At 71.8% G+C, this 25,467-nt stretch carries 24 protein-coding genes and 1 pseudogene; 11 read left to right on the plus strand and 14 right to left on the minus strand.

What is annotated here, in order from left to right:
- Window positions 1-39 precede the first annotated feature (39 nt).
- Window positions 40-300: a GntR family transcriptional regulator gene (locus ABD352_RS21845; protein ID WP_344614297.1), complete on the minus strand. Its 261-nt coding sequence runs from the start codon at window positions 298-300 to the stop codon at window positions 40-42.
- 200 nt (window positions 301-500) lie between these two features.
- Here ABD352_RS21845 and ABD352_RS21850 point away from each other — a divergent pair, with 200 nt between their 5' ends.
- The gene (locus ABD352_RS21850) at window positions 501-863 is read left to right on the plus strand and encodes a hypothetical protein (RefSeq protein WP_344614298.1); all 363 of its coding nucleotides are present in this window, start codon (window positions 501-503) and stop codon (window positions 861-863) included.
- Window positions 864-1,187: 324 nt separating this feature from the next.
- The gene (locus ABD352_RS21855; RefSeq protein WP_344614299.1) at window positions 1,188-1,970 is read left to right on the plus strand and encodes a DEAD/DEAH box helicase family protein; all 783 of its coding nucleotides are present in this window, start codon (window positions 1,188-1,190) and stop codon (window positions 1,968-1,970) included.
- A 654-nt stretch (window positions 1,971-2,624) separates the two neighbouring features.
- Here ABD352_RS21855 and ABD352_RS21860 read toward each other — a convergent pair.
- From ABD352_RS21860 to ABD352_RS21885, 6 genes and pseudogenes are all read right to left on the minus strand, one after another.
- Window positions 2,625-3,858: pseudogene (locus ABD352_RS21860) on the minus strand (IS110 family RNA-guided transposase).
- Between the two features lie 518 nt (window positions 3,859-4,376).
- Window positions 4,377-5,201 (minus strand): hypothetical protein, encoded by an 825-nt coding sequence (locus ABD352_RS21865; RefSeq protein ID WP_344614300.1) that lies wholly within the window; start codon window positions 5,199-5,201, stop codon window positions 4,377-4,379.
- A 2-nt stretch (window positions 5,202-5,203) separates the two neighbouring features.
- A complete protein-coding gene (locus ABD352_RS21870) occupies window positions 5,204-5,716 on the minus strand; it encodes a SigE family RNA polymerase sigma factor (RefSeq protein WP_344614301.1) in 513 nt (170 codons plus the stop codon).
- Window positions 5,717-5,790: 74 nt separating this feature from the next.
- Window positions 5,791-5,946, minus strand: a complete 156-nt coding sequence (locus tag ABD352_RS21875) for a hypothetical protein (RefSeq protein WP_344614302.1) — start codon at window positions 5,944-5,946, stop codon at window positions 5,791-5,793.
- A 245-nt stretch (window positions 5,947-6,191) separates the two neighbouring features.
- Window positions 6,192-6,335 (minus strand): suppressor of fused domain protein, encoded by a 144-nt coding sequence (locus tag ABD352_RS21880; RefSeq protein ID WP_344614303.1) that lies wholly within the window; start codon window positions 6,333-6,335, stop codon window positions 6,192-6,194.
- A complete protein-coding gene (locus ABD352_RS21885) occupies window positions 6,329-6,757 on the minus strand; it encodes a suppressor of fused domain protein (RefSeq protein WP_344614304.1) in 429 nt (142 codons plus the stop codon). The genes ABD352_RS21880 and ABD352_RS21885 overlap by 7 nt, the downstream gene beginning before the upstream one ends.
- A gap of 146 nt (window positions 6,758-6,903) precedes the next feature.
- On the opposite strand from ABD352_RS21885, the gene ABD352_RS21890 reads away from it, so the two are divergent.
- Window positions 6,904-7,347 (plus strand): DUF6924 domain-containing protein, encoded by a 444-nt coding sequence (locus ABD352_RS21890; protein WP_344614305.1) that lies wholly within the window; start codon window positions 6,904-6,906, stop codon window positions 7,345-7,347.
- A gap of 1,199 nt (window positions 7,348-8,546) precedes the next feature.
- On the opposite strand, the gene ABD352_RS21895 is transcribed toward ABD352_RS21890, so the two are convergent.
- The 3 genes from ABD352_RS21895 to ABD352_RS21905 form a co-directional block, all read right to left on the minus strand.
- On the minus strand, window positions 8,547-9,641 hold the full coding sequence (locus ABD352_RS21895; RefSeq protein ID WP_344614306.1) for a DUF4037 domain-containing protein: 1,095 nt from the start codon (window positions 9,639-9,641) through the stop codon (window positions 8,547-8,549).
- 163 nt (window positions 9,642-9,804) lie between these two features.
- A complete protein-coding gene (locus ABD352_RS21900) occupies window positions 9,805-11,016 on the minus strand; it encodes an acyl-CoA dehydrogenase family protein (RefSeq protein ID WP_344614307.1) in 1,212 nt (403 codons plus the stop codon).
- Window positions 11,016-12,038 (minus strand): phosphotransferase family protein, encoded by a 1,023-nt coding sequence (locus ABD352_RS21905; protein WP_344614308.1) that lies wholly within the window; start codon window positions 12,036-12,038, stop codon window positions 11,016-11,018. Before ABD352_RS21905 ends, ABD352_RS21900 begins: the two co-directional genes overlap by 1 nt.
- A 197-nt stretch (window positions 12,039-12,235) precedes the next feature.
- On the opposite strand from ABD352_RS21905, the gene ABD352_RS21910 reads away from it, so the two are divergent.
- From ABD352_RS21910 to ABD352_RS21940, 7 genes are all read left to right on the plus strand, one after another.
- Window positions 12,236-13,009: an ACT domain-containing protein gene (locus ABD352_RS21910; RefSeq protein ID WP_344614309.1), complete on the plus strand. Its 774-nt coding sequence runs from the start codon at window positions 12,236-12,238 to the stop codon at window positions 13,007-13,009.
- A gap of 26 nt (window positions 13,010-13,035) precedes the next feature.
- A complete protein-coding gene (locus ABD352_RS21915) occupies window positions 13,036-13,569 on the plus strand; it encodes an ACT domain-containing protein (protein WP_344614310.1) in 534 nt (177 codons plus the stop codon).
- 106 nt (window positions 13,570-13,675) lie between these two features.
- On the plus strand, window positions 13,676-14,938 hold the full coding sequence (locus ABD352_RS21920) for a cytochrome ubiquinol oxidase subunit I (protein WP_344614311.1): 1,263 nt from the start codon (window positions 13,676-13,678) through the stop codon (window positions 14,936-14,938).
- Between the two features lie 85 nt (window positions 14,939-15,023).
- Window positions 15,024-16,010 (plus strand): cytochrome d ubiquinol oxidase subunit II, encoded by a 987-nt coding sequence (locus ABD352_RS21925; RefSeq protein ID WP_344614312.1) that lies wholly within the window; start codon window positions 15,024-15,026, stop codon window positions 16,008-16,010.
- Window positions 16,011-16,041: 31 nt separating this feature from the next.
- Complete coding sequence (gene cydD, locus ABD352_RS21930; protein ID WP_344614601.1) at window positions 16,042-17,661, plus strand: thiol reductant ABC exporter subunit CydD; 1,620 nt, start codon at window positions 16,042-16,044, stop codon at window positions 17,659-17,661.
- A 43-nt stretch (window positions 17,662-17,704) separates the two neighbouring features.
- Window positions 17,705-19,294, plus strand: coding sequence for a thiol reductant ABC exporter subunit CydC (gene cydC, locus ABD352_RS21935; protein ID WP_344614602.1), 1,590 nt, complete (start codon window positions 17,705-17,707; stop codon window positions 19,292-19,294).
- Between the two features lie 33 nt (window positions 19,295-19,327).
- Complete coding sequence (locus ABD352_RS21940; protein ID WP_344614313.1) at window positions 19,328-20,026, plus strand: permease prefix domain 1-containing protein; 699 nt, start codon at window positions 19,328-19,330, stop codon at window positions 20,024-20,026.
- Window positions 20,027-20,253: 227 nt separating this feature from the next.
- Here the strand turns inward: ABD352_RS21940 and ABD352_RS21945 are convergent, their stop codons facing one another.
- Window positions 20,254-20,586: a PadR family transcriptional regulator gene (locus tag ABD352_RS21945; protein ID WP_344614314.1), complete on the minus strand. Its 333-nt coding sequence runs from the start codon at window positions 20,584-20,586 to the stop codon at window positions 20,254-20,256.
- A 136-nt stretch (window positions 20,587-20,722) separates the two neighbouring features.
- On the opposite strand from ABD352_RS21945, the gene ABD352_RS21950 reads away from it, so the two are divergent.
- The gene (locus tag ABD352_RS21950; protein ID WP_344614315.1) at window positions 20,723-22,054 is read left to right on the plus strand and encodes a hypothetical protein; all 1,332 of its coding nucleotides are present in this window, start codon (window positions 20,723-20,725) and stop codon (window positions 22,052-22,054) included.
- Here the strand turns inward: ABD352_RS21950 and ABD352_RS21955 are convergent.
- From ABD352_RS21955 to ABD352_RS21965, 3 genes are all read right to left on the minus strand, one after another.
- Window positions 22,051-22,887, minus strand: coding sequence for a hypothetical protein (locus tag ABD352_RS21955; RefSeq protein ID WP_344614316.1), 837 nt, complete (start codon window positions 22,885-22,887; stop codon window positions 22,051-22,053). The genes ABD352_RS21950 and ABD352_RS21955 overlap by 4 nt on opposite strands.
- 63 nt (window positions 22,888-22,950) lie before the next feature.
- Window positions 22,951-23,733 carry a CPBP family intramembrane glutamic endopeptidase gene (locus tag ABD352_RS21960; protein ID WP_344614317.1) on the minus strand — a complete coding sequence of 261 codons (783 nt, stop codon included), beginning with the start codon at window positions 23,731-23,733 and terminating at the stop codon, window positions 22,951-22,953.
- 81 nt (window positions 23,734-23,814) lie between these two features.
- Window positions 23,815-25,080, minus strand: a complete 1,266-nt coding sequence (locus ABD352_RS21965; protein WP_344614318.1) for a L,D-transpeptidase — start codon at window positions 25,078-25,080, stop codon at window positions 23,815-23,817.
- Window positions 25,081-25,467 lie beyond the last annotated feature (387 nt).

Genomic DNA, 25,467 nt, shown 5'->3' on the forward strand with positions numbered 1-25,467 from the left:
TGATTGTCTTGCCTGCCAATGGCATCAGCCCGCAGCGACTCACCGGAATATCAAAAGATCTTTAGTAGGTGTGCGGGAGGGCCACGACGAGCCGCCGGTCGGGGTGGTCGATGACAGTGTTGAGTGCAGCACCGCGATCGCCCGCCGCACCGACATCCGGCCGACCCCGTGCAGCCGGCCGATGCCGTCCTCCGGCGGCAGTGCCGCGCCTTGCGGATAGCGGCCAGCGCTGATCTGTGCACGCAGCAGGTCGGCGAGCTGCACGTACACCGGAATCGGCGACCCGCGTTCAATACTCACCGACAGGCTGTAGGTCGTAAGGCCACTAGGTGTCCGTGGGTGGATGTGCGACCCAAGAGTCCGTGGCTCCCCACGCCGTGGCGCGCCCGCAGGCCGCTGCCCGTTCCGACGGAGTCCAGGCGACTTGAGTCCGCGCACGTTCGGTCGCTTCATTCGTCCCGACCGATGCGTGAGGTGTCGGCACGACGAAGGGAAAGGCCGTGATCGCTGCTCGTATCGACGAAGACCCTGAGGCTGAGGAGGATGCGTTCGACGCGCTCATCGTCGACCTGACCGCCCTCGGCTACACCGCCGGCGACCTCATCGACGGCATCACCACCCTCGCCCACCCGGACGGCGGCGGCATCCTCGCCACCTTCGACGCCGTCCGCCACCTGGAGGCGCGGCTGCGCCACCGCGCCGACGACGGCGACCCGACCTGGACGATCCGGCTTACCGCAGACGTGCCCGTCGCCGTCGCTCGCGGCGTGCTGCACGCGATGCTGCATGCCGACACCGACGGAGAACCGCCGATCCTGCGCGCGGCGACCGCATCACTCGACCGGTCACACCCGGTCGAGTAACTGCGGACCCAGAACGTGGGCGCCCGGCCACGATCTGCCGGGCGCCCACGCGTTTGTCGTCGGCGGCATCTGCCGATCCCGACCGTGACGAATGGAAGGCCCCGACCCGGGAGCCACCCCCGCGACAACCCCTTCCCGCACCCGCGCCAGGGCGTGCGGACGACTTGGACGTCGCCCGCAACCGCAGTTCCATGCAAGTCGATCGATGACATTCCGATGGGCGTGGCCAGCCAAAACCCGTCCGGCCGCGCGACGAGCGCGGGCCGGACGCACGCGTGCGCGCTGCGCCGCCGCACATCGGCGAGATGGCGAAGGTGGGAGGACATGGGTGTAACAACGACCGGCGTACCGGATGCCCGGGGCTGGCAACTGCCCGCGGTCGAGGCCGCGTCGGCCGCACTCGCCGCCGGCGGGCGCGGACAGGTCATCGCCGCGTGCGGCACCGGCAGAACGATCACGGCGGCGCAGGTGGTACTCCGCACGTGCCCCGCCGACGGCATCGCCGTCATGGCGTGCCCGACCGTCGCGCTCGTCGGGCAGGTCCTGCGCGCGTGGGACGGGATCGCCGAGCACGTCCTGACGGTCTGCGGCGACGGCGGAGTCACCGACTCGGACACCGGCGCGGACGCCGACGCACTCGCCGACCTGCCCGCCGCCGTGACCACCAATCCGGACGTGATCACCGCCTGGCTCACCGACCCCACACCGGGGCGGCGACTGATCGTCACCACGCACCGCTCCGCCGGGCACACCGGGCAGGCGCTGCACCACGCCGGCCAGACCGCGGACATCCTCGTCGTCGACGAGGCCCACCACACCGCCGGCCGCGACGACAAACACGCCGCCCTCCTACACGACGACGCGACCCTGCCCGCCCACCGCCGCCTCTACCTGACCGCCACCCCGCGCCTCGGCGACACCGCCGCACTGTCGATGGACGACCCGGCCGTATTCGGGCCGGTCCTGCACCGCTACCCGTTCGCCCAGGCGATCGCCGACCGGTGGCTCGACGACTACCGCATCGCCATCGTCGCGGTCACCCGCGCCGAACTGCTCCCCCTGCTGCGCACCCTCACCAAAGGTCCGCCCGGCGAACTGCTCCTGTGATTCCGTGAGGGTCTGCTTCCGCGCCCGGTCTGCGCGGCCGCCTGGGAGGTGAACCCGCCGCGGCGCACCTGGACCGCCCGGCCGGACAGGTCCGCACATAGCAGCGGCAGTGCCAACTGCCGTGCCCGCGCTCGAGCAACCGTGCAGACCGTACGCCCAGCCGGTCGCTGCGTCGCGGCAGCCGCACTGCTTGAACACGCCCGCCGCAGCCATCGCAACCTCCTGAGCATTCAGACGTCCCTGCTGCTTAGCGTCGGCGCGCTGCGAACGCGACACGTCACCCAGCGGGTGACACGCAGTAGCGGACATCCCGTCATGATGCGATCGGGGACCATCGTGGTCCCCAGTTGGCGCTCAACGCGTTACGAACGTCTGCGTCCCCAGCGCTGACACCGGGCATCGTTATGCAGTAGTGGACCGAGACAGGAGATGTCGGCCCGGAGGCCTAGTCGCCGAACGTAACGAGCGCATCGCGGCAGATCAGTGCGTCGCTCCGTCAGGCAGCAGCGGCCGCATGAACGTCCGTTCGTATCGGAGGATGCAGCCCGACTCGTCTCGGATCCGGTCCGCCGCGATGAACTCCGGGTCGGCGCCGAACCTCGGCGGCCGTCGCAGCACGCTTGCACAGCGGCAGACATCCCATGTTCTGTTTTGTCAAGTGGTGGGTTGAGGATGGGCCCAGGCGGTGGCTTCGTCGTAGGTGGTGCTGGTTTTGAGGCAGCCGTGGAGGATGCCGACGAGGCGGTTGCTGAGTTGGCGGAGGGCGGCTTGGTGGCCGGTTCCGCGCTGGCGCAGGGACTGGTAGTAGGCGTGGCGCCGGGTGAGCCGCGCATGGCGCAGAAGGCCCACTGGTGCACGGCATCGGCAAGGCGCCGGTTGCGGGCGTAGCGGGCCAGCACGACTCGGCGGCTGCCGGAGCGCGGGTGATCGGTGAGGTGCCGGCGTAGTTGCGGCGGGCCTTGCCGTCGGTATAGCGGTGGGGGTCGTCGCCGAACTCGCCGAGGACCCGGGCGCCGAGTACTGGGCCGAGGCCCGGCAGGCTCAGGTAGCGTTCAGCGTCCCGGTGGCGGCCAAAATGGTCGGCCACCACCTGCCCGAGTTCGGCAATTTCGACGTTCAAGATGTTGATGAGCTGGACCTGGCTGGACACGATCGCGGCGTAGGCCTGCTGCACCGGCCCGGGTTGGCGGAGCTGGTCCCGGCGTAGCGTCTGCTGGATCGCGTCGGCCTTGGCGTCGAGGTTACGGCGGCCGGCGCGGCGCAGCGCGGCCACGATCGTCAGCCGCGGGAGCCGGGCGGCTCGGTCCGGATCGGGTGCCCGGTCCAGAAGCTCGAGGGCGTCGCCGGCGGTGAGGTCGTCGAAGGCTTGCAGGGCGGCGGGGTAGAACTCCCGCAATGCGGCGCGAAGGCGCAGCATCTGGCGGGTGCGATCCCAGGTCAGGTTCTGGTGAGCGCGGGCGACGAGCTTGACAGCTTCGGCAGCTGGGCTGTCACCGGCGACCTCACGGTGATGGGCGTGATCCAAGCGGACAATCTCGGCCAGGACGTGGGCGTCGCCAGCGTCGGACTTCGCACCGGAGGTGGAGTGCCGTTCCCGGTAGCGTGCCACCGACATCGGATTGATCGCATAGACGCGATAGCCGGTCCCGCGCAGCGCCTGCACCCAGGCGCCGCGGTCGCTCTCGATGCCGACACGGACCCGGCCGGCTGCTTGTGCCGGGTCGAGCTCGGCCCATGATGCCGGCATCGACTCGGCGATGAGCGTGTGCAGTCTCGTGATGCCCTCAAGGCCCTCGGGTAGGCGCGCCCGGGCCAACCGCCGGCCGCCGTCACCCTGTATCTCGATGTCGTGGTGGTCCTCGGCCCAGTCATCACCGATCCAGATCATCTCGTCCAACTCGTCCTCCTCCACAGTGGACAGTGTGTGTGGCAGCGCGGAGGAGACATCAGCGACCTCATAGTCCAGTGCTCACCGGCGGTGGGGTCGGGGCACGTCATCCCATCAGCTGTTGCGTCTCCTCACGACCAGTAGGCGCACGGTCTGCCGCAAGACCTCACGAGGGTCAGATCCGAAGAGTGCTGACCCACCGGCCGCTCCAGAGTCATCCTGCATCCGCAGGCTGACAAGAACCTATGAGATCCGGAAACCAAGATCAGGGCGTGGGCCTAGCCATTAGCCGCTTCCAGCGATAGGCGTCGTCACATGGAATGGTGCCGAGGTCGGCTGTGCGGTGGTTTTCGGGCCGCGCGTTCGGGTGGAGGGTGGTGGGGTGGTGGTGCGGCTGTGGACCCAGCCGCCGGCCGACAGACTCACCACCTCGATTCCGGCCACCTCGGCCGGGTCGGGCCGGTGGTGGTCGCGCCGGACGGAACGTGGCTGGCCACCACCGGCTACGGCGACGAGGATCAGCCGCGGAAGTCGGGCAACACCGCGAGGTCGGCCAGCTCCTGGTCGGTGAAGACCGGCTGGGTCAGCATGCCGAAGCCGGGCTGCTGGGCGCCGGGCCCCTGCTCCACGGACACCGCCCGGTCGTCGGCCACCCAGGTCGCTCGGACCTCACGCGGCACCTTGCCGCTGCCGCCCCGCCAGGACACCGCGACCGGGGTACCGGTGACCGCGGTCAGTACCGTACAACCGTCGTACGAGCCGGCGGCCCGGTAGGCGGCGGCGCACGGATCGTTGGTGCCGGGCGGGCCGTAGTCGGTGAACGAGTCGACCCGCACCAAGCCGGCCTTGCCGTCGCGGTAGACCTCGGTACCGACCGAGTAGCGCCAGCCAGTCTGCTGCCAGCCCTCCACAATTGCGTAACGGGTGAGCGGGTGGCCCGCCGCCGGAGTGGCGCCCGGCGCCGGAGTGGTGTATCCGGCCGGTATCGCGGCAATGAGCGCGGCCAGCATCTGGTTGGCGCGCTGCTGCTGGGCTTCCGGGATCTTCGACACCGCACGACCGGTGGGCGACTTGGCCACTTCCGGGCTGTGTGCGCTGGTGGTGCCTGGCGCGCTGACGGTGCCTGGCGCGGCGACGGTGCCTGGCGCGCCGGGTGCCGGTACGACCTGGGTCGTGGCCGCCACGGCGGCGACCGCGGCCAGCGCGACTCCGCCGGCCCACCATCGGCGCCGGTGGTTTCTGGCCCGCCGCCCGGCCGCCACCATCTCCTCCCGGCTCGCCGGCCGCGGCCCGGCCTCGCCGACCACCCGCGCGAACAGATCCCGCACGTCGTTGTCGTGCATCGTCACTCCTTACCTGTGGAAGCGGTGTCGGGCACGCCGAGCAGGCGGCGCAGAGTTTGCAGCCCGCGGGCGGCCTGGCTCTTGACCGTGCCGACCGAGATCCCGAGCAGCTCCGCGGTCTCCTCGACCGACAGGTCCTCCCAGAACCGCAGCACCAGCACGGCGCGCTGGCGCGCGGGCACGGCCGCCAGGGCACGGCGCAGGATCAGGCGGTCGTCGACCCGGTCGGTCCCGGCCGGGGCGCCCGGGTCCAGGTCGACGAACTCGGCCGTCGGCCGCTCCCGGCGCCACGGCCGGCGACGCTCGTCGAGGAAGACCCGTAGGAGGGTGCGCCGGACGTAGCGGTCGACGGGCTCCTTGCGTTGAATCCGGGGCCACGCTAGATAGAGCTTGATGAATGCAGTCTGTGTGAGGTCGTGCGCCAGATGCCAGTCGCCGCACAACAGGTAGGCGGTCGCCCGGACCGCCCTGCCCCGGGCGGCGTAGTAGTCGCCGAACTCCCGATCGCGGCTCATGCCCGATCCCATGCAACCTCCCTCGTCCCTGACGGCAATACTCACGTAAGCAACGGGCCGGCAGGTTGCACGGATTACGAGGCGATCCTGGGCCGGTCCTCGTCGCAGACGAAGGCCACCACGCCGCCCACCACCTCCGAGTCCTTCGTGATCCGCCGGTACCCGAGCCCGTTGGTGGATCGCAGGCGTGCGCCGGTCCAGGTGTCGGCGACGCAACGCTTTCCGCGCAAGGGATCTCGGCGTCCCGCCCGTCACGAACGACCAATGCCGGAATCTTCAGAGACGACGAAATCGCCGTAACGCGTCCAATTGGACGGTCGAAGCCTCACATCACCAAGGTGGTCCATGATCACGTTCACGCTCATCGGCTACTTATAGAAGCCTCTGCTTCGCCGCGCCAGTCACCGTCTGTGACGAGCACTGGCCGGCCGCCGCGCATCAACGCGGCATGAGCGAGCGGCCTGGGTAAGGCAGGTCAGGCCTGCAGGATTGACGTTCGGTTGATGTCGGCGAGGTCGGGATTGTGGGCAACGAGGAGCTCCTCGAACGCCCGCCACCCGCGTGCGCGGACGTATGCGGCTTCAATATCGGTGATCGGCACCAGCCACGCGATCACCACGTTTGCCCGGGTGCTCGGAAGATCTCAGACTCTTCCGGTAGGTACAGCGGCGCGGTGACGTAAAGCGCCGTGAGGTCGCCCTCTCCAAAGAGGGGCCCGGCCGGTCCGAGGACCTGCCCGCGTTGGAGCCCGCTGCCGCGTTCCACCATCATGCCAGCGACCTGGAAGAGGATTCCGGCCACCGCGGCGGATTCGTCAGCCATTGCCACGTGGAACAGCAGTTCCTGGTGCAAGCCGCTGCGGTCCGCGCCGCCGAGGTGATAGCGGTGCAGTCCGAGTGTGGCGAGGGTCGTCACGCCTGGATAGGGCCTGTCCGGGCCGAACCACACGACCTGCACGCCCGCGGGCGTCGTCTCGTCTCCGGTGCTTTCCGCGGCGATCGGCCCCAGGAGCCTCTCAAGGTGCTCGACAAGACCGCTCATACGACGATCATCGCAGCCCGGCATCCTGGACTAACCACGGCCGACTGTGCCGACCGGACAATCGGCGCGGCCGGGACAGGCGCCGAGATCCGCGCTCGCTACGCTGCATCAACTTCTCTGACCGAACAACTCGGAGGTGCCGTCTCATGCTGCCCGAGGTCTCGGAGGAGCATGGCTTGCTCGTCCGCACGGACTTCTCGGACGACGCGGCCTGGGACGAGCTCTGCGTTCATTTACAGCAGATTCTCGATAACATCCACGCCATCCTGCTGCCGATCGACAATCCCGATCATGTCGGCTTGACCCCCGCTGGACTTGCGGGCCGCATTACGCAGTCTGACGTCTCGCATGCCTTTCTGGCTGACCACGTTACCTTCAGTGACCCTGAGCGGCCGCTGGTGGCCGTCGATCTCTACGATGATCCCGGACGCGCCGTACGCGTCACGCCTGCAGGCTTCCTCAACGTCCAAGCCGGCCTCACCGCAGGCAACGTCCTCTTCTGGGAAATCGCCGCGCACTGGACCGCAGAACAGGGCATCTACCGGCAGGGCGTAGTCTCTCCGCCGCCCTATACCAATCCTCACCTATAGTGGCGATCTCCGCACGGATCATGACCCACCACCGCGATCGCCGCCCAAGATCAGATGCACGCTCATCGGCTACTTATAGAATTGATCAAGCGCTTCCACTGGGTCGGGCCGCGACGCACCGTAGTCCTCTCGAATCGACTGATTGGGATGCCGGCGAGACTGCGGAAGCCTGCGCGGCTGGGGTGGCCCCATGATCGGTTGCGCGCTGGTTGCTCGGATGTTCGCTACCCGGCACGGACGGAAGCGGACGGCGCAGGAACTTGCGCGTCCGATGCAAAGCGAGCATCGGCCCTTGTGGGGACTCGAGCCAGCCGACCAGCGTTGCCCAACAGCATCAGACGCTCGGGCGCTCGCCATGGACTTTTCGTTGCTATACTTGAGCCTAAGCGAGTTGATCGTCCACTTCGGACTTTTAATCCGTAGGCTCAGGGTTCGAGTCCCTGAGCGCCGGCGTTTGATGCTAGCGGTGGAACTGGTTCTACGTGGGCGTTTGCCCTTCGGCCGGTGGCGTCGCGGCCCTGGGCGCAGCACTGGCGGGTCCGGGCGGCCTCGTTGATCCGAGTCTGTGCCTCCCGTGCCGGCAGGTTGCGATTCGTCTTACTGGGCCCCGGCGTGAGATCAAGGCGCCATCGGCGGCCTGCACGCGGTCGCCGTCTCGGCGTGCCAGCGGTGCCAGCGCTCCGCGTTGCCGCCGAAACCTCGCCCGGCCGGGAACCCGTGCACAGACCGACTACCCTGAGCCCGATCGCATTGGATTCTAAACCGTTGCGGGGCAACGGTTTAGGCTTCACTCGACCCTATCGCCGTGACTCCGCGAATACACTCACCTCCGCATCCTGGCGCTCTGACGGCCGTGACGGCCCAGCGGAAGGTGAGTGAATCGTTGGCCAGGGCTGGATACGACCTGGACCACCGAATGATGGCCCGCGCGGACCCGGCAGCGACAGACGAACCCGGCTTGGAACAAGCGTAAGTGTCCCCGGACCGGGACCACGCTAACCCCGTTGGATAGGGCAGGCCGAAGGCGCCCGTCACCCCCGACCACGGCGACCTTAGGCGCACCGTCAAACGGACCTGCGCTCGTGCCACCAACCACCTGACACCGCCCGAACGCAACGCCGACCCGAGACCCACGTTCCGGGGCCGCGAGAAAGCCCCGGACAACGAGACGGGTACGGACAACGCCGCAAGGAAGAAGGTCAGTCCGGATACAGGACGGTGCCGAGAGCCCGGCTACGAGTCCGGTGGCTGAGGGCGTCGGTGCTGTCGACAAACTGGTCGATGGCCCCGGTCACGGGAAGAGCCCGCAGAACAGGATCGTCGATGCTGCCAAGCAGGGCCTGGGTAAAGCGCTCCGCATGTAGGACGCGGAAGGGCCGGTTATGGAAAGGCCGGACCGAGGGATCAACCGGCGGCGTCAATCCAAGGTCGTTGTGCAGCGCGCCGACCGCTTCGTAGGCAATCACGAGCGCCGCCTCGCGATCCTGCCAGTTAGTAGCGGCGAGGGCGGCGGTCAGCGCGGGGCTGAGCTGCGCCGGCAAAGACAAACGGGCGAAGGCGGTGCCGAGCCACTTGCTGTACGGCGGGTACGACCGATGCAGCAGCAGGCAAAGACGCATGAGGTCGCGAACCAGCCGTGCGGCCACGACCGCCGAGCCGAGTTCGTCTCCCACCTCTCCGCAGCGCCCGACGAAGGACTCCTCCTGGCTGATGCGCTGCCACTGGCAAGCCAGCACGAAGCGCCACACATCGTCGGGATACCAAGCCAACGCGCGGCGGACGGGGTGCAGGAGCCCCAGGCCATCGTGATGCACGGCCCCGGCGGTGACCTCGGCCAAGGTCTGCGTAGGGGTGGCCAGCCAGTCCCGCGTGGTGATCGCGGTCAGTGGGTCGAAGCCCAGGTGGCCGCTCAACCAGCTGGACAGCGAGGCGATCACCACGCCGTGCTGGACGCGTCCGGTGGTGTGCCGCAGGTGGCGGGTGCCATGCTCGGTTGGAACCAGACTGGTGGGGTACCCGGCGATTGTGGCGGGCAGCTGCGTGCTCAGTAGCTCGTCGATTGCACCGAAGCCGATTGCACCGAAGAGACCCGAATCGGCGAGGAACAGCTGCAGGCGCGGGCCCCAGTCGTGGTCGGTCGAGCGCTCCGTGTCGAAGCCGAGCACCTCGGAGCCGGCGCCGATCAGCGCGGCCGTATGAGGCAGGCCGGGGAAGTGGCGGGAGAGCAGCGGCTCGACCGCGTCGCGGTAGAGCCGCCGGGAGAGCTCCACGCCGGAGATGAAGTCCGCAGGCACGTCCGGCATCGTCGCAGCACGGCTCGGCGCACGGCGACAAAATTTGGGGACTGGAGCCGCGAACTGGCGGGACGTCAAGGCCGAGGCCCGCGCCGCCGATCCAACCTGAACAGCAGATGCAGGCAAGGGGAGGCGCCGCCGGCGCCTCCCCTTTGAAGACAGTTCAGCTGTACTTGCGCAGCTCCCGCCGAGCCAGGGAGGCCTTGTGCACCTCGTCCGGCCCGTCGGCCAGGCGGAGCGTGCGGGCGCTCGCCCACAGATGCGCCAGGGGAGTGTCCTGGCTGACGCCCGCGGCGCCGTACGCCTGGATGGCCTTGTCGATGACCCACTCGGCCATGGAGGGTACGGCGATTTTGATGGCCTGGATCTCGGTGTGGGCGCCCTTGTTGCCCACGGTGTCCATCAGCCAGGCGGTCTTCAGGACGAGCAGGCGGGCCTGTTCGATGCGGACCCGGGACTCGGCGATCCACTCCTGGATGACGCCCTGCTCGGCCAGCGGCCGGCCGAAGGCGACGCGCTGGCTCACGCGGCCGCAGAGGAGCTCCAGGGCGCGTTCGGCCATGCCGATGAGGCGCATGCAGTGGTGGATCCGGCCGGGGCCGAGGCGGGCCTGGGCGATGGCGAAGCCCTGGCCCTCGCCGGCGATGAGCGCGTCGGCGGGGACGCGGACGTTGTCGAACAGCACTTCGGCGTGGCCGCCGTGCAGGGCGTCGGTGTAGCCGAAGACGTGCATGCCGCGCTTGATCGTGATGCCCGGGGTGTCCCGCGGCACGCAGACCATGGTTTGCTGCCGGTGGCGCTCGGCCGCCGGGTCGGTCTTGCCCATCACGATGAAGAGGGCGCAGTTGGGGTTCATCGCGCCCGAGGACCACCACTTGCGGCCGTTGATGACGTAGCCGTCGCCGTCGCGCTCGATGCTCGTGGCGATGTTCGTGGCGTCGGAGGAGGCCACGTCGGGCTCGGTCATGCAGAAGGCGGAGCGGATCTGGCCCTCCAGGAGGGGCTTCAGCCAGCGGTCCTGCTGCTCCGGGGAGCCGAACTGGGCCAGCACCTCCATGTTGCCGGTGTCGGGAGCGGCGCAGTTGAGGGCCTCCGGGGCCAGGTGCGGGCTGCGGCCGGTGATCTCGGCCAGGGGCGCGTACTGCAGGTTGGTCAGGCCGGCCCCGTGCACCGGGTCGGGGAGGAAGAGGTTCCACAGGCCCCGCTCGCGGGCGGCGCGCTTGAGGTCCTCGACGACCGGTGGGCGGGCCCAGGGGTCTTCCAGCTGCGCGACCTGCTGCTCCAAGGTGTGCTCGGCGGGGTACACCTCCTCGTCCATGAAGTCGGTGAGCTTCTCGTGAAGCTCGGCGGTGCGCTGGTCGAAACCGAAGTCCATCAGCTCTCTCCGTTGATCGCTGCGATGCCCTCTTCGAGCAGGGGCGAGACGAGCTCCCCGATCTCGTCGAAGCCCGCGCCCACGGTCTGGCCCTGGGTGTAGCGGTAGTGGATGCCTTCGAGCACGACGGCCAGCTTGTAGCAGGCCAGGCCGACGTACCAGTGCAGGTCGTCGCCGATCGGGGCCGAGCGGGCGTAGCGGGCGAGCAGCTCGTCGCCGCCGGGGAAGCCCGCCGCGGCGCCCAGGCCGTCGGCGATCGGGTTGCGGCCGGTCTTGATGCGGTCCAGCACGTTCCAGTACGCCAGCAGCAGCCCCAGATCGGTGAGCGGATCGCCGATCGTGGCCATCTCCCAGTCCAGGACCGCGGCGATGTGCAGGGTGTCCGGGTCGACGATGAGGTTGTCGAGCCGGTAGTCGCCGTGCACGATGCCGGTTCGCGGGCTGGCCGGGATGTTGGCGGCGAGCCGGTCGCGCAGGGCGCCGGCGGCCGGCAGGTCGCGGCTGTAGGACTTCTCCAGCTGCTTGCTCCAGCGGCGGACTTGCCGCTCGAGGAAGCCGTCGGGTCGTCCGAACTCGCCGAGGCCGATCGCCAGGAACGAGACGTTGTGCAGCTCGGCCAGGGTGTCCATCATCGCGAAGGCGATCTTGCGGCGGTTGTCCGGGCCGAGCGGGTCGGTCTGGTCGCGGTGGCGCAGCACCGCGCCGTGGACGCGGGACATGAGGTAGAACGGCGCGCCGATCACCGTGTCGTCCTCGCACAGCAGCAGCGCCTCGGGCACGGGCACCGCGGTGGGGCCCAGCGCCGAGATCACCCGGAACTCGCGGGTCATGTCGTGCGCGGTGGCGAGCACGTGCCCGAGCGGGGGCCGGCGAAGGACGAAGACCTCATTGAGGATGTACGTCAGGTTGGACCGCCCACCGGCCACCAGCTCGGCCGTCAGCGGCGCGCCGACCAGGCCGGGCGCCTTGGCGTCGAGGTAGCTCTGCAGGCGGGTGAGGTCGAGACCGGGCGGGGTGGTCATGCCGTCAGTCCAGGCGTGAGACACATTCTCTGTCAAGCATCACGCCGGAAATGCCCGAATCGAAGGAGCCCAGAACGTCACCGCTGCGAAACGGCGCGGAAACGGGCGGTAGGCAACCTGTTCATCAGTACCGGAGAGCAAGGCGTACACCAACGGCGGCGTACATCTGGCCAAGGACGAACGGGAGGTCGACTCACATGCTGCTCAGGCTGAGGGTTGCGCTGCCCGACCGTCCCGGCTCACTCGGGCAGGTTGCCCGGACGCTGGGTGTGGTCGGCGCCGACATTGTTTCGGTGGTAGTGCTGGAACGAGTCGGTGGTCGCGCGGTGGACGACTTCACCGTGGTTTGGCCGGCTTCGGCCCCGGTCGACCGCGTGCTCATCGGCCTCGCGGCGGTCCCAGGCGTTCGCGTGGACGGTGTGTGGCGCGGCACCGAGCTCTCGGAGCCGAGCAGCGGCCGCGAGGTCGCGCTCATCGGACAGGTGGCGGCGAACCCCGACCACGGACTGGCGACGGTCGTGGACGCGACGCCCGGACTGTTCGGCGCGGACTGGGCGGTGGCAATTCAGGTCGGATCGGATTGGGCGGGCGGCGGCGCGCGCGCCCAGGCCTGGTCCGGCCACTCGGTGATCTGCGCCAGTTGGCGCGCTCCGGTTGTCCCCCCACAGGTGGACATCGCACCACTCCGGCCCCGCGCTCTGAGCGCAGCTGACGGCGTTCATCTCGCTGTCGCGCCTTTCCAGCGTGGGGGTCTGGTCCTTGTTGTCGGACGCGGCGGGGCGGACGGCGACGCGGGAGCACCACCCTTCCACGGATCCGAGGTGGAACGGCTGGCGCAGCTGGTCGGTGCTACAGCATCTGTGCTCGGGGAACGGCTGGCGGGGCCCGGTTTGGCGGAACCGGGTGAGGCGGGGCATTCCGTTGCCGGAAGCCCCGCTCCCGCCGGCACAAGCTCGTCATGGGCGGCGTAGCCCCCAACCCGCAGGAGGTCCCGGGGATGACACTCTGGCGCATCCGGGCCACGGTCGACGACCGCCCGGGCTTCCTGTCGGTGCTCACGGCGAGCCTGGCCCTGCGGAAGGTCAACATCCTCTCCGTCCAGGTGCACACCACCGAGACCGGCGCGGTCGACGACTTCCTCGTCGAGGCGCCCGAGGCGCTCACCCACGCGGACCTGGTCGACGCCGTGCGGCGCGGCCGCGGCCGGGACGCGTGGATCGCCCCGGCCGACGTGCGCGGGCTGATCGACGAGCCGACCCGGGTGCTGGCGCTGGCCGCCAAGGTCCTGGACGGCTCGGCCACCCTCGAGGAGGCGATCGCGGCGCTGCTCGGCGACTGCGACATCTCCTGGCGGGCCGGCAGCTCGACCGGCGCCGGCGGGTACACCGCGACCGGCATGCAGCTGCAGGACCCGGCTGGCGGCACCCTCTACGTCCGGCGGCCGGCGCCGGCGTTCACGCCCGCCGAGTACGCCCGGGCCCAGGCCCTGGTCGAGCTCGCAAGGGTGGCGGCGAAGCACACCGCAGCCTGACATTCAGCCGGAAGCGCCTCCTCGTCATCGAGGGGGCGCTTTTTGTCGTGCCCGCCTACGTGTAGGGTGGCGACATGTTGGTTGGGTACATGTCGCGGGCCGACGCATGAATGCCCTTGAATACGCCCGGCTGCAGTTCGGGCTCACCGCGTCCCTGCACTTCCTCTTCGTCATGGTCACGACCGGGCTGGTCGTGCTGGTCGCGGTCATGCAGACGCGGTTCGTCATGACGGGCAAGGAGGTGTACGGCAGGATGGCCCGCTTCTGGGGCCTGCTGTACGCGATCAACTATGCCGTCGGCATCGCCTCCGGGCTGGTCATGGAGTTCGAGATCGGGCTCAACTGGGCCGGCCTGTCGAGGCTCACCGGCGACGTGTTCGGCGCGCCGCTGGCGCTGGAGACCCTGATCGCCTTCGTCCTCGAGTCGACCCTCCTCGGCATGTGGATCTTCGGCTGGGGCCGGCTGGGCCGGCGGCTGCATCTCGCGCTGATCTGGGGCGTCGCCGTGACCGCGCTGCTGTCCGCGTTCTGGGTCATGGTGAGCAACGCGTTCCTGCAGCACCCGGTCGGGTACGCCCGCGACGCTGACGGCACCGCCCGGCTCACCGACTTCGGCGCCCTGCTGACCAACAGCGCGCTGTGGTTCGCCCTGATGCACGCCATCTCGGCCGCCATGACCGCGGTCGGCATCCTGCTCGCCGGCATCAGCGCGTGGCGCCTGCGCGGCGAGCTGCGCGACGACGCCCATGAGCTGTTCCGCCGCTCGCTGCGCCTCGGCATCTGGGTCGGGCTCATCGGCTGCTTCTTCACCATCGGCCTCGGCTACGCGCAGTTCGGCCCGATCGGCGAGAACCAGCCGACGAAGATGGCCGGCGGCGAGAAGGCCATCGCCGCGCAGGCCGACATGGTGGCCCGCTTCGGACCGGGCCACTACCTGCCGCCCTCCTGGGTCTCCACGTCGCTGGACGCAATGATCAACATCGCCAACCTGCTCTTCCTGGTGCTGTTCGTGGCGCTGGTGCTCACCTACCGCGACATGCTCATCCGGCGGCGCTGGGCCCGGCCCGTGTCGTGGCTGCTGACGATCATGATCCCGGTCCCCTTCGCCGCCGCGATCTTCGGCTGGATGGTGCGGGAGGAGGGCCGGCAGCCGTGGGCCGCGTACGGCCTGCTGAAGACCGCCGACGCGGTGACGCCGATGAGCGCCTCGGCGCTGCGCTGGTCCACGCTCGGCTTCACCGTGCTCGTCGCCACCCTCGCGGTCGTCGACTGGTGGCTGCTGGCCCGCGCCGCGGCCCGCACCCCCGGCGGCGAGTTCGGCACCGAAGAGGAAGAGACCCGGCCCGTCCTGCAGGGGGTTGCGGCATGAGCGGTCCGGAGCGAAGCGGAGGGGCCGCGAAATATAGGCACAGATTTGGCTCAGGACGGAACCGGAGCGAAGCGGAGATTACGGCATGAGCACCGCGTGGTACCTCATCCTCGGCTTCACCTTTGTCGCCTACTTCGTGCTCGGCGGGCTCGACCAGGGCGTGGCCATGCTGCTGCCGGCGCTGCGCGGCGACGGGGAGCGCCGCGCCGCCCTCAACGCGATCGGCCCGATGTTCCTCGGCAACGAGGTCTGGGTGGTCGGCGCCGTCGGCGTCATGGCGGCCGCGTTCCCGCGCCTGGACGGCGAGCTGTTCGCCGCCGCCTACCCGGCCGTCGTCGCGATCGTCCTGGCCCTGCTCGCCCTCAACGCGGGCGTCCAGCTGCGCAGCCGCGGCCGGCGGCGGGCCGGCTTCGACGCGCTCATCGCCGCCGCCGGGCTCGTCCTGGCCCTCGGCTGGGGGCTGCTGTTCGGCGTACTGCTGCACGGCGTCCCGCTCGCCGGCGGCCGCGTCCACGGGCTCGCGCCGCTGGCCGACCCGCAGGTGTGGTTCACCGCGGTGGGCAACGTGCTGCTGGTGCTCGCGCACGGCGCGGCGTTCCTGCTGTGGCGGCTCGACCAGGGCCCGGCCCGCGACCGCGCGCGCTCCGTCGTGGCCCGGCTCGCCCCGGTCGCGGCCGGCGTCGCGGTGCTCGTCGTCGGCGGCTGGTACCTCGCCGCCCCCAGCGGCATCCGCCACCCGGCCGCGGGCACAGCGCTCGCCCTCGTGGCCGCCGCGGCCGCGCTCGTCGCCGGCCTCGCCGCACGACAGGATCACGGGGGCCGCGCGTTCGCCGCGACCGCTGTGGCGTGCGCCCTACCCGTGCTCGCGGCCGCGTCGGCGCTGTTCCCGAGCGTGCTAGCGTCCACGCTGGACCCGGGCGCGACGGTGACCGTCGGCGACGCGGCCGCCGGCGGCGACACGCTGCGGCTGCTCTCCATCGGCGCGGCCCCGCTGCTCCCGGTGCTCGTCGCCGTCCAGGCCGCCTGCTGGTGGCTCTTCCGGCGCCGGTCCTCTCACGCCCTGTACTGGTAGGCGGGACTCACAACACGTGGACAAGAGGCTTATGCGGATCGGGCCGGTCCGGCGGTACGCGATCGTGCTGGCCGCCTCCGCGCTGCTGGCCGCCGTCCTCGTGGTGACCCAGGCGGTCAGCCTCGCCACGCTGCTCGCCGCCGCGGCGGGAGGACGGCTGGACCGGGCCGCCCTCGTCGTGGCGCTGGCCGCGGTACTGCTGCGAGCCGTCCATGCCGGCGCGCTCACGGCGATCGCCGGGCGAAGCGCCGCCGGGGTCAAGGCGCACCTGCGCGAGGAGCTGCTCGACTCGGCCGCCCGGCGCGGTCCGGGCTGGCTCGCCGGTCGGCGGGCCGGGGAGCTCGCCACCCTGGCCGGTCGCGGGGTGGACGGCCTCGACGGGTACCTCACCGGCTACCTGCCGCAGGTGTTCCTCGCCGCGTTCGTCCCGCTGGCCGTGCTCGGCTGGCTGGCGCTCACCGACTTCACCTCCGCGGTCGTGGTCGCGCTCACCCTGCCGCTCATCCCGGTCTTCGGCATCCTCGTCGGCAAGGCCACCGGGGCCCGCACCCAGCGGCAGTGGGACCTGCTCGGCCGGCTCGGCGGGCACTTCCTCGACACCGTGCGCGGCCTGCCGACCCTGCGGGCGTTCGGGCGCTCGTCGGCCTACGTGCGCCGGGTGAGGGCGACGGCCGAGGCGTACCGCGGGGCGACGATGCGCACCCTGCGCCTCGCGTTCCTGTCGGCGCTCGTGCTGGAGCTGGTGGCCACCGTCTCGGTCGCGCTGGTCGCCGTGCCCGTGGGCCTGCGCCTGCTGCACGGCGGCCTGACGCTCGCCGCCGCGCTCGTCGTGCTGCTGCTGGCCCCCGAGGCGTATCTCCCGCTGCGCGCGCTGGGCACCAAGTTCCACGCCAGCCAGGAAGGGCTCGCGGCGGCCGCGCAGATTCACGCGGTACTGCTGGAGCCTCCCTCGGCGACGACCGAGCCCCGGCTGCCCGCCGCGGACGCCGCCGTGGTCCTCGACCGGGTCGAGGTGCGCTACGGCGACACGATCGCGCTGCGCGACGCCACCCTCGAGATCGAGCCCGGCGACCGGGTCGCGCTGGTCGGCCCGAGCGGCGGCGGCAAGTCCACGCTGCTCGCGCTGCTGCTCGGCTTCGCCACCCCGTCCGCCGGCCGCGTGCTGGTCGGCGGGGCGGACCTCGCCGGCCTCGACCTGGCGGCCTGGCGGGCGCGGCTGGCCTGGCTGCCGCAACGCCCGCACCTCTTCGCCGGCACGGTCGCCGACAACATCCGCCTCGGCGCCCCGGACGCGCCGCTCGACGAGGTGGTCGCCGCCGCGGTGGCCGCCGAGGCCGACGGCTTCGTGCGGGCGCTGCCCCGCGGCTACGACACCGACCTGTCCGCGCACGGCCTGTCCAGCGGCCAGCGCCAGCGCCTGGCCATGGCCCGGGCGTGGCTGCGCCGCGACGCCGCCCTGCTCCTCTTCGACGAGCCGACCGCCCGCCTGGACCCGGCCAGCGAGGCCGCGGTCGTCGCCTCGGCGGCCCGCCTCGCCGCGGGCCGCACGGCCCTGTTCGTGGCCCACCGCCCGGCGCTGCTGTCGATCGCGACCCGCACGGTGACCGTGGACGGCGCCCTGACCGAACCGCGCCCGGCGGTGGCGGCGTGACGCGGGGGCGTCCGGCCGCGGTGACCCCGGCGGTGGCGGCGTGATGCGGGGGCTGCTCACGCCGGGCGTCGTCGCGCGGTTGCTCTTCGCCGGGCTGCTGGCCGTGCTGACCGAGGCGGCCGGGGTCGGGCTGGTCGGGACCGCGACGTGGATGATCGTGCGGGCGGCCGACCAGCCGCCGCTGGCCGCCCTCGCCGTGGCGATCGCCGCGGTGCGCGCCTTCGCGCTGCTCAAGGGCGGGATTCGGTACGCCGAGCGCCTCGCCGGCCACGACGTCGTCCTCCGCGTGCTGGCCGACCTGCGCGCCCGCGCGTTCGCCGGCCTGACGGCCCGGGGCGACGCGGCGCCGGGCGGGGACGCGCTGAGCCGGGTGGTGTCCGATGTGGACGCCGTGCAGGACCTGCTGCTGCGTGCGGTGCTGCCGGCCGGCGTCGCCGCCGTGGTCGGCCTGGCCGCGGTGGCCGGAGTGGGCGCGGCCGACCCGCGCGCGGGCGCGGTGCTCGCCGGCGGCCTGCTCATCGCGGGCGTGCTGCTCCCGGCGCTCGGCAACGTGCTGGCCCGCACCGGCCCGGCCTCGGCCGCCGCGATCGCCCGCACGCGCGGCGAGGTGGCCCAGTCCACTGTGGACCTGGCGCACGGCGCGGCCGAGCTGATTGCGTTCGGCGCCATGCCCGCCGCGCTCGCCGAGGCCTCCGCGCGCTCGCGCCGGCTGGCCCGCCTGGAGGCCCGCTCGGCCGCGGTGTCCGGCCTGGTGACCGGGGCCGCCGCGCTGGTGCCGGCCGGCGTCGCGCTCGCCGTCGCCGTGCTCGTCCAGGGATCCGCCGCGCCGGTGCTGGCGCTCGTCGCCCTCACCGTCGGCGAGGTCGTGGTGCCGCTGGCCGCCGCGGCCGCGCGCCAGGGCGAGGTCCGCGCGGCGGTCGGGCGCATCCGCGAGATCGCCGCCGACGCGCCGGAACCCTCCGGCGCTCAGCCCGTGCAGCGGGCCTGGGCCGGGGCCGTGCCGCTGCGGCTGCACGGGGTCACCGTGCGGTATCCGCACGGCGGCCGGGCGGCGCTCGACGGGGTCGACCTCGACCTGCCCGCCGGGCGGCGGGTGGCCGTCGTCGGCGCCAGCGGGGCCGGGAAGTCCACGCTGCTCGACGCCATCGCCGGGCGGGCGCCCGTGACCGGCGGCCGGGTGGACGGGCTGCCGGAGGGGGCCGAGCCCTGGCAGGTGGCCGGGGGCGTGTTCGCCGACGCGCACGTCTTCCACGACACGGTGCGCGAGAACCTCACCCTCGGCCGGGACGGGTTCGGCGACGACGAGCTGGGTGCGGCGCTGGAGGCGGCCGGGCTCGGGGAGTACGCGGGAAGGCTCGACGACATCGTGGGCGAGGACGGCGGGCGGCTGTCGGGCGGGCAGCGGCAGCGGCTCCTGCTGGCCCGGGCGCTGCTCGATCCGCCGCCGATCCTGCTGCTGGACGAGCCGACCGAGGGGCTCGACCCCGCCGCGGCCGACGCCGTGCTGGCCACCGCGCTGCGGGCGGCGGGGGAGCGCACCGTGGTGATGGTCACCCACCGGCAGGCCGACCTGAAGCTGTTCGACGAGGTCGTGACCGTGGACGACGGGAGGCTGACGGCCACCGGCGGTTGACGGCGGTGGCGCGCGGTGTGGGACCCTGGACCGGTGGAGGGGGTGTCCAAGCGAGACCTTGCCGCGGCCGATCCGATCGACGCGTACGTCGACGGCCTGGCCGCCGCGCTGCGCGGGCCGCGGCGCACGCGCGACGAGATGATCACCGAGGCGCGGCACAGCCTCGTGGACGCGGCCGACGCGTTCGAGGACGCGGGTCTCGCGCCGCTGGACGCCCGGCGGCGGGCCGTGCGCGAGTTCGGGACGCACCGCGAGGTGGTCCCCGCCTACCAGGCCGAACTGGCCGCGCAGCAGGGCCGGCGCACCGCGCTGTGGATCGCCCTGGCGCTGCCCCTGGTCAACGTCCTCGCGCCGCTCATGTGGTGGGACAGCCCGTGGGGGACCGGCCACGCGAGCCACCTCTACTGGGTGCTGGTCGACCACTTCAAGTACACGTCGTTCATGGCCGCGATGATCGCCGGGCTGGTGGTGGCCGGCTTCACGTGGGGGGCCCGCTACCTGCGCGACGGGGTGCGGTACACCCGCATCGTCGGCCTGGGCGCGGTCACCTTCCTGGGCCTGCACGGGCTCATCGGCGCGGCCGTGTTCGGGCTCAGCATCTATCAGTGGCCGGCCGCCGCGACCTGGCCGCCGGTGCTCGCCGGGATGGTGTTCAACACATGCGCGTTCGGCTACGCGGGGCTGCTCGCGGTCCGCTGCGTCTCGTTCGCCCGCCGCGCAGCCCTGGCCTGAGGCGGGGCGGAACCCGGCAAGCGGGGCTGCTCGCGGTCCGCTGCGTCTCGTTCGCCCGCCGCGCAGCCCTGGCCTGAGGCGCGGCGGAGCCCGGCAAGCGGGGCTTTTCCGATAAGTCGGGCGCTGCGCGCCACGACTTATCGGATTTATACGGCGCCAGGCGACATGTCTGAAAAGTCGCGGCACGAAGTGCCCGACTTTTCGTGAAGATCATCGTCGAACGAGCTCTACGCCGAGGCGGGCGGCGGGAGCAGCACCGCGCCGATCGTGGCGGTGAACTCCGCCCAGGCCGAGCGCTCCTCCGCCAGCACCTTCCGGCCCGCGTTGGTCAGGCGATAGGTGCGCCGCTCGCGCCCACCGACCGTCGACCACGCGCTCTCCACGTAGCCGGCCCGCTCCAGCCGGCGCAGCGCCGGATACACGGTGCCGGTGGGCAGCGCGAGAGTGCCGCCGCTGCGCTCCTGTAGCGCCTCGATGATGGCGTATCCGTGGCGGGGTTCGCCGTCGAGCACCGCGAGCAGGAGTGCGTCGAGATGCCCGCGTAGCGCGTCCGCCTTCATGTGTAGCGAGTCTACGGGTTGGCCGTCCGCCGCGCCATGGCAGGGGTTTAGCCTCCCGGCCGCTGGGCAGGAGCCGTGCACATTACGCGGGACTTGGGGGAACTGGCGGGATGAGCGTACAGACTGGGCCGGGCCGATGAGGCGGCGGGCGGAGACGGCGGCCGACGTCGACCTGCAGTGGCCGACCGGGCTGGGCACCGCGCTCGCGATCGCCTCGGGGCGGGCGCTGTCCTACCGGCGCGGGGTGCCCCGCCCGGTGGTGGCCGCGCCCCGCTGGAGCGCGGCCCGGGGCCGGCACGCCCGCCGCGACGCCAGCACCACGCTCGACGCCGGCGTGGTCGCCCGCTGGCTGGTCGGGCAGCTGCCGGCCGGGCGCTACAACGGCCTCGTCGTCGGCTCGCCGCACGGTGCCGCGCTGCACCTGGCGGCCGCGCTCGGGGTGCCGTGGCTGCCGGCCGCGTTCGAGCTGCCGACGGCCGACATCGCCACGTTCGACGGGACGGCCCCCAACGGGGTCGCGGCCGACGGTGCGGCCGCGGCGAAGGCGGGGGAGCGCAACGCCCGGCCGATCCTGGAGGCCAACCCGGACGTCGCGGTCCGGCAGGTCTACGACCCGGTGTGGCGGGGCTGGTCGGCGTCCGCGACCGCGTACGCGGTGGTGCGTTGGCAGCGGCTGCCGGATGCCTACCGGGAGTTCATCGCCGACCGGCTGCGCCCGGACGCCCCGATCATCGTGACCCGGGACGTGAGCCGCTGGCTGACCGTGGGCGGCCAGCCGGGGTACACCTTCCAGCTCGGCGGCCGCGCGACCGGCCTGACCCCGGGCGACTACTACGACCGGCGCACCGCACCGGGGCCGAGCCCGGACGGGCCGGAGGACAGCGACGGCGAGCGCAGCGTGGACCGCGGGTTCGTCGAGGACCTGCGCCGCTTCGCGGCCGCGCACGCGCACCCGGTCCGGCAGGTTCTCTACCGGCACCCGGACGTGCTCAGCGGGGCCGTCGCCGACCTGTACCGCGACTGGCTGCGGGCCGGCGAGCGCACCGGCAACCGGCTCGTCGTCGAGTGCGGGCGGCTGCTCGACCCGTGGCACGTGGTGCGGGCCGGGCTGGTGCCGTACTGGTGCGAGTACCCGCTGCGCTCCGCGGTCCGGGCCGTCTCGTGGTGGCTGGCCGGCAGCGAGCCGTTCACGTCGATCGACGTCCTGCCGGAGCCGCCGGGGGTGACGCTGCCGACGACCGCGCCGCTGGCCGAGTGGGAGGCGGTGGCCGCGTTCGGCACCCGGCACGCGCTCGTCGACAGCCGCTGCGCCCGCGCCTACCCGGGCGGCGGGGTGCCCGCCCACCACGCCACCCAGGTGCTGCGCACGCAGCCGCACGACCTGCCGTACCTGCCGTTCATGGAGGCCGAGGAGACCCTGACGAGCCTCGCCCAGCGCGGGCAGGCCGACGGTCTGCTGGTCCTCTAGGCGCTGGTGTCCTCGGACTTCTCCTTGTTCTTCTGCACCTTGCTGATGACGTCGTGCAGGGGCTTGGTGCCGCTGCCGACCACCACGCCGGTGATGACGGCGTCGATCCAGACCGGGATGCCGTGCCACGCGTCGCCGGCGATGGAGTGCAGCAGGTAGAGGCCGCCGGACGCGGACGCCACGGTGGCCAGGGCGACCGCGATGCCCCACGAGACCAGGCCGCGGCTGGCCCGGCCGCGATCCACCATGGACTTCGCGTGGGCGACCTGGATCAGGTCGTCGAGGGTGGCGTCGTGGTACTTGTTGGCCATGTTGGCCACGGCCCGCTCGAGCTCGCCCTTGGCGTGCTGGCCGGGCATGAACCGCGCGAAGGGCTCCAGCACGCGCTCGACCGCGGTGGCGAAGGCGAAGAGCACCCCGAACAGCGCGGTCGCGTCGGGGAGGTGGATCTCCTCGGCGTTGATGCCGAAGTGGTACAGCGCCCAGGACCCCGCCCCGCCGGCCGCGACGAGCCCGAAGGCGGCGACCAGTGAGGCGATGCTTGCCGGCTGGCTGGCCACGGCCGCGGCCTCGCCCCCGGGCGCGGGCGGCACGTCGCCGCCGACCGCGGCGGCCACGGCGGCGCCCAACTCGGGGACCGTGCCGGGCGCCGTGCCGGGCGCCATGCCGGGCGCCATGCCGGGCGTGGGGATGCGCTGGGTCACGTCGACGTCGACCGGCCCGGCCTGCGGCGGGATGGGTGGCTGGACGAGGTTGGGCGGGGCGACGGTGGCCGCGGCCACGACGCGGTTGCTGGAGCTGCCGAGGATGGTGGTACGCCGGACCAGAGCCATGCGCGAGAGGCTAGCGCCCGTCGATGCCCCGGATCATCCGGGGATCGTGCATCCGACGCTCGGTCAACCGGCCGTGCCGGCGTCGGGGGCCGCGGGTCGCAACGGCACCGGCGAGGGCCTCGGCGCGCCCTCCTCCGCGGCGGGCGGGGCCGCCGGGACCAGCCGGGGGCCGAGCAGCGAGGCCAGGTCGACCGCGATGTGCACGGCCATCGCCGCGAGCAGGTTGCCGGTCGCCGCGTAGAGCAGCGTCGCGAAGAAGGCGAACCCGAACGAGCTCAGCACGCCGGCCCGGCCCTGGTAGCGGTGCCCGGCGGCGAACAGCACCGCCGACAGGAACGCCGCCGACCACGGGTTCAGGCCGAGCACGCCGACGCCGGCCGCCAGGAGCGTCCCGCGGAACACGATCTCCTCGCCGATCCCGACGATGGCGGCGACCAGCACGGCCCAGCGCCGGTCCCGGCGGGTGCGCGGCAGCAGGTGGGCGACCTTGGCGTCGGCGGGGATCTCGACGCGCCGGTGGCGCCAGTACAGGACCCCGCCGAGCGCGGCGAGGATGCCGGCGGCGACGGCCAACCGGTAGTCGGCGAGGCCGGCCAGGCCCAGGTCGGCGGCGTCGACCCCCGGTTCGAGCAGCGGCACCAGGGCCAGCACGGCGAGCGTGCCGATGTAGGCCAGGCTGCGGCGGTAGACCCACGCGGCGCCGGCCGGGTGGGCCAGCGCGAGGGCCCGCAGCCGGGCCATCCGGGCCGGGGTGGCGCGCACGACGCTGATCAGCAGGAGCAGCACGACCGCGCCGGTGGCGGCGAGCCCGGCCGGGCCGAGGTGCGGTGTGACCGCGGTGAACACAGCGTCGATGATGCAACAGCGAACGGGCCGCCGTCTGCCCCCAGGGGGAGCGGACGGCGGCCCGTCGAAAACGTGGTGCGGTTACGCGGCCGGGGCCGACGCGCCTGCCGAGGCCGAGGCCGCGGTGCTCGGGCTCGCGGCGGTGTCCACCGGCGCCGGGAGCGCGCTGCCCTTGAGGTACTCGTCCCAGGTCTTGTCCCAGTCGGTCCAGCCGTTGCCCCAGGCGAGCTTGCGGGTCGTGTTCTTCACGATCACGACGTCGCCGATCTTGGTCAGGTTGTACAGGTACTTCGCGTTCGACTCGGACACGTTGGTGCAGCCGTGCGAGACGTTGCGCTTGCCCTGGTCGCCCACCGACCACGGTGCCGAGTGGATGTACTCGCCGCCGCTGGTCATCCGCTGCGTCCAGTACACCGTCTCGCGGTACGGGTCGGAGGGGTCGGTCCCCACGAACAGCTCGGACTGGTTCTTGTCCATGACCACCATGTTCCCGGAGGACGACGGGGTCTTGGGCTTGCCGAGGCTGACCGGGAGCGTCTTGATGACCGTGCCGTTCTGCTCCACCGTCATCTGGTGGGTCTTGTCGTCGGTCGTCATGACGATGCTGTCGCCGATGGCGAACGTGCTGGTGACGTCCTTGGTGCCCCAGCCGGTCTTGGTCAGCTGGAGGCCGCCGACGGCCAGCCGGACGTTGATCTTGGTGCCGGGCTTCCAGTACTCCTTCGTGCGGTAGTGGATCTCGCCGCCGTTGAACCAGTACCAGGTGCCCACCTGCGGCGGGTCGGAGGTGACGATGAGGCGCTTCTCCACCGCGGCGCGCATCTCCTGCGGGACGCTGGAGCCGAACCGCACGACGATGGGCATGCCCACGCCGTACACCTTGTTGTCCGAGATCGCCGTCGAGACGTTGACCGTCTTGCCGGGCTTCGCCATGGTGGTGAACGTGATCTTCTTGCCGGCGGTGTCGCCGGCGGAGGTCACGGTCGCCGTGTACTGCGTGCCGTACTTGAGCTGCGACCCGGGGACCCACGCGGTCCCGTCGGCGCGGAGCGAGCCGGTCACCGTCGCACCGGTGGTGTCCGTCAGGGTGACCTGGGCGTTGGCGCCCGGCCCGGCCTGCAGGGACAGCTCGGTGGCGGTGGAGACGTTGCTCGCGCCGTCGGCGGGCTCGGCGAAGGCCGCCTTCGGCAGCTCGGCGGACGCGGAAGCCGAGGGGCCGCCGGCGCTACTGCCCGTGCCGTTCCACTTCGGCTTCGCGTCGTCGTTGCTGCCGTTGCAGCCGGCAGCCAGGACGACAACGCTCGTGAGCGCGGCTATCGTGGCCAGTGCGCGTGCGGAGACTCCCATGTCCACACCTCCTTCAAGGGACTTGGTGACGCTGAATCGCGTTGGGTTGGGTAAGTGCAGTTGTGAAGTTGGCTATGAGCATGCACGGGTTACAACGCCGATGTATCCCGGGTTTGTGCCACCGGTTCAAAGTTGCGCGAACCTGATGGTGGCTGGCGATCTTGCCGTGCATCATCGTAGGGAGTAACGCACGTCGGCAGCCATCCGCTCCTTGGACGTGTTCCGGACCGTCCAAGGTTGCGTGACAGTTCTGTAACAGCGCCCCGACCTGTCGGTAACAGCGCCCCGACCTGGCAGCTCGTGGGATTTGTCACGATCTCGCCCTGTAGGTCGGGCGCGGGTCGGCACGGTACGTTGTTCCGCAACACATCCGGCGGGCGCGCTGGC

The organism is Dactylosporangium salmoneum (assembly GCF_039532525.1).
Taxonomy (GTDB): domain Bacteria; phylum Actinomycetota; class Actinomycetes; order Mycobacteriales; family Micromonosporaceae; genus Dactylosporangium; species Dactylosporangium salmoneum.

Coding starts and splice junctions, on each gene's coding strand:
- ABD352_RS21950 (WP_344614315.1), top strand. CDS start 20,723: ATGAGGCGGCGGGCGGAGACGGCGGCCGACGTCGACCTGCAGTGGCCG.
- ABD352_RS21900 (WP_344614307.1), bottom strand. CDS start 11,016: ATGGACTTCGGTTTCGACCAGCGCACCGCCGAGCTTCACGAGAAGCTC.
- ABD352_RS21870 (WP_344614301.1), bottom strand. CDS start 5,716: ATGAGCCGCGATCGGGAGTTCGGCGACTACTACGCCGCCCGGGGCAGG.
- ABD352_RS21945 (WP_344614314.1), bottom strand. CDS start 20,586: ATGAAGGCGGACGCGCTACGCGGGCATCTCGACGCACTCCTGCTCGCG.
- ABD352_RS21955 (WP_344614316.1), bottom strand. CDS start 22,887: ATGGCTCTGGTCCGGCGTACCACCATCCTCGGCAGCTCCAGCAACCGC.
- ABD352_RS21965 (WP_344614318.1), bottom strand. CDS start 25,080: ATGGGAGTCTCCGCACGCGCACTGGCCACGATAGCCGCGCTCACGAGC.
- ABD352_RS21885 (WP_344614304.1), bottom strand. CDS start 6,757: ATGAGCGGTCTTGTCGAGCACCTTGAGAGGCTCCTGGGGCCGATCGCC.
- ABD352_RS21890 (WP_344614305.1), top strand. CDS start 6,904: ATGCTGCCCGAGGTCTCGGAGGAGCATGGCTTGCTCGTCCGCACGGAC.
- cydD (WP_344614601.1), top strand. CDS start 16,042: ATGCGGATCGGGCCGGTCCGGCGGTACGCGATCGTGCTGGCCGCCTCC.
- ABD352_RS21905 (WP_344614308.1), bottom strand. CDS start 12,038: ATGACCACCCCGCCCGGTCTCGACCTCACCCGCCTGCAGAGCTACCTC.
- ABD352_RS21855 (WP_344614299.1), top strand. CDS start 1,188: ATGGGTGTAACAACGACCGGCGTACCGGATGCCCGGGGCTGGCAACTG.
- ABD352_RS21925 (WP_344614312.1), top strand. CDS start 15,024: ATGAGCACCGCGTGGTACCTCATCCTCGGCTTCACCTTTGTCGCCTAC.
- ABD352_RS21920 (WP_344614311.1), top strand. CDS start 13,676: ATGAATGCCCTTGAATACGCCCGGCTGCAGTTCGGGCTCACCGCGTCC.
- ABD352_RS21865 (WP_344614300.1), bottom strand. CDS start 5,201: ATGCACGACAACGACGTGCGGGATCTGTTCGCGCGGGTGGTCGGCGAG.
- ABD352_RS21915 (WP_344614310.1), top strand. CDS start 13,036: ATGACACTCTGGCGCATCCGGGCCACGGTCGACGACCGCCCGGGCTTC.
- cydC (WP_344614602.1), top strand. CDS start 17,705: ATGCGGGGGCTGCTCACGCCGGGCGTCGTCGCGCGGTTGCTCTTCGCC.
- ABD352_RS21910 (WP_344614309.1), top strand. CDS start 12,236: ATGCTGCTCAGGCTGAGGGTTGCGCTGCCCGACCGTCCCGGCTCACTC.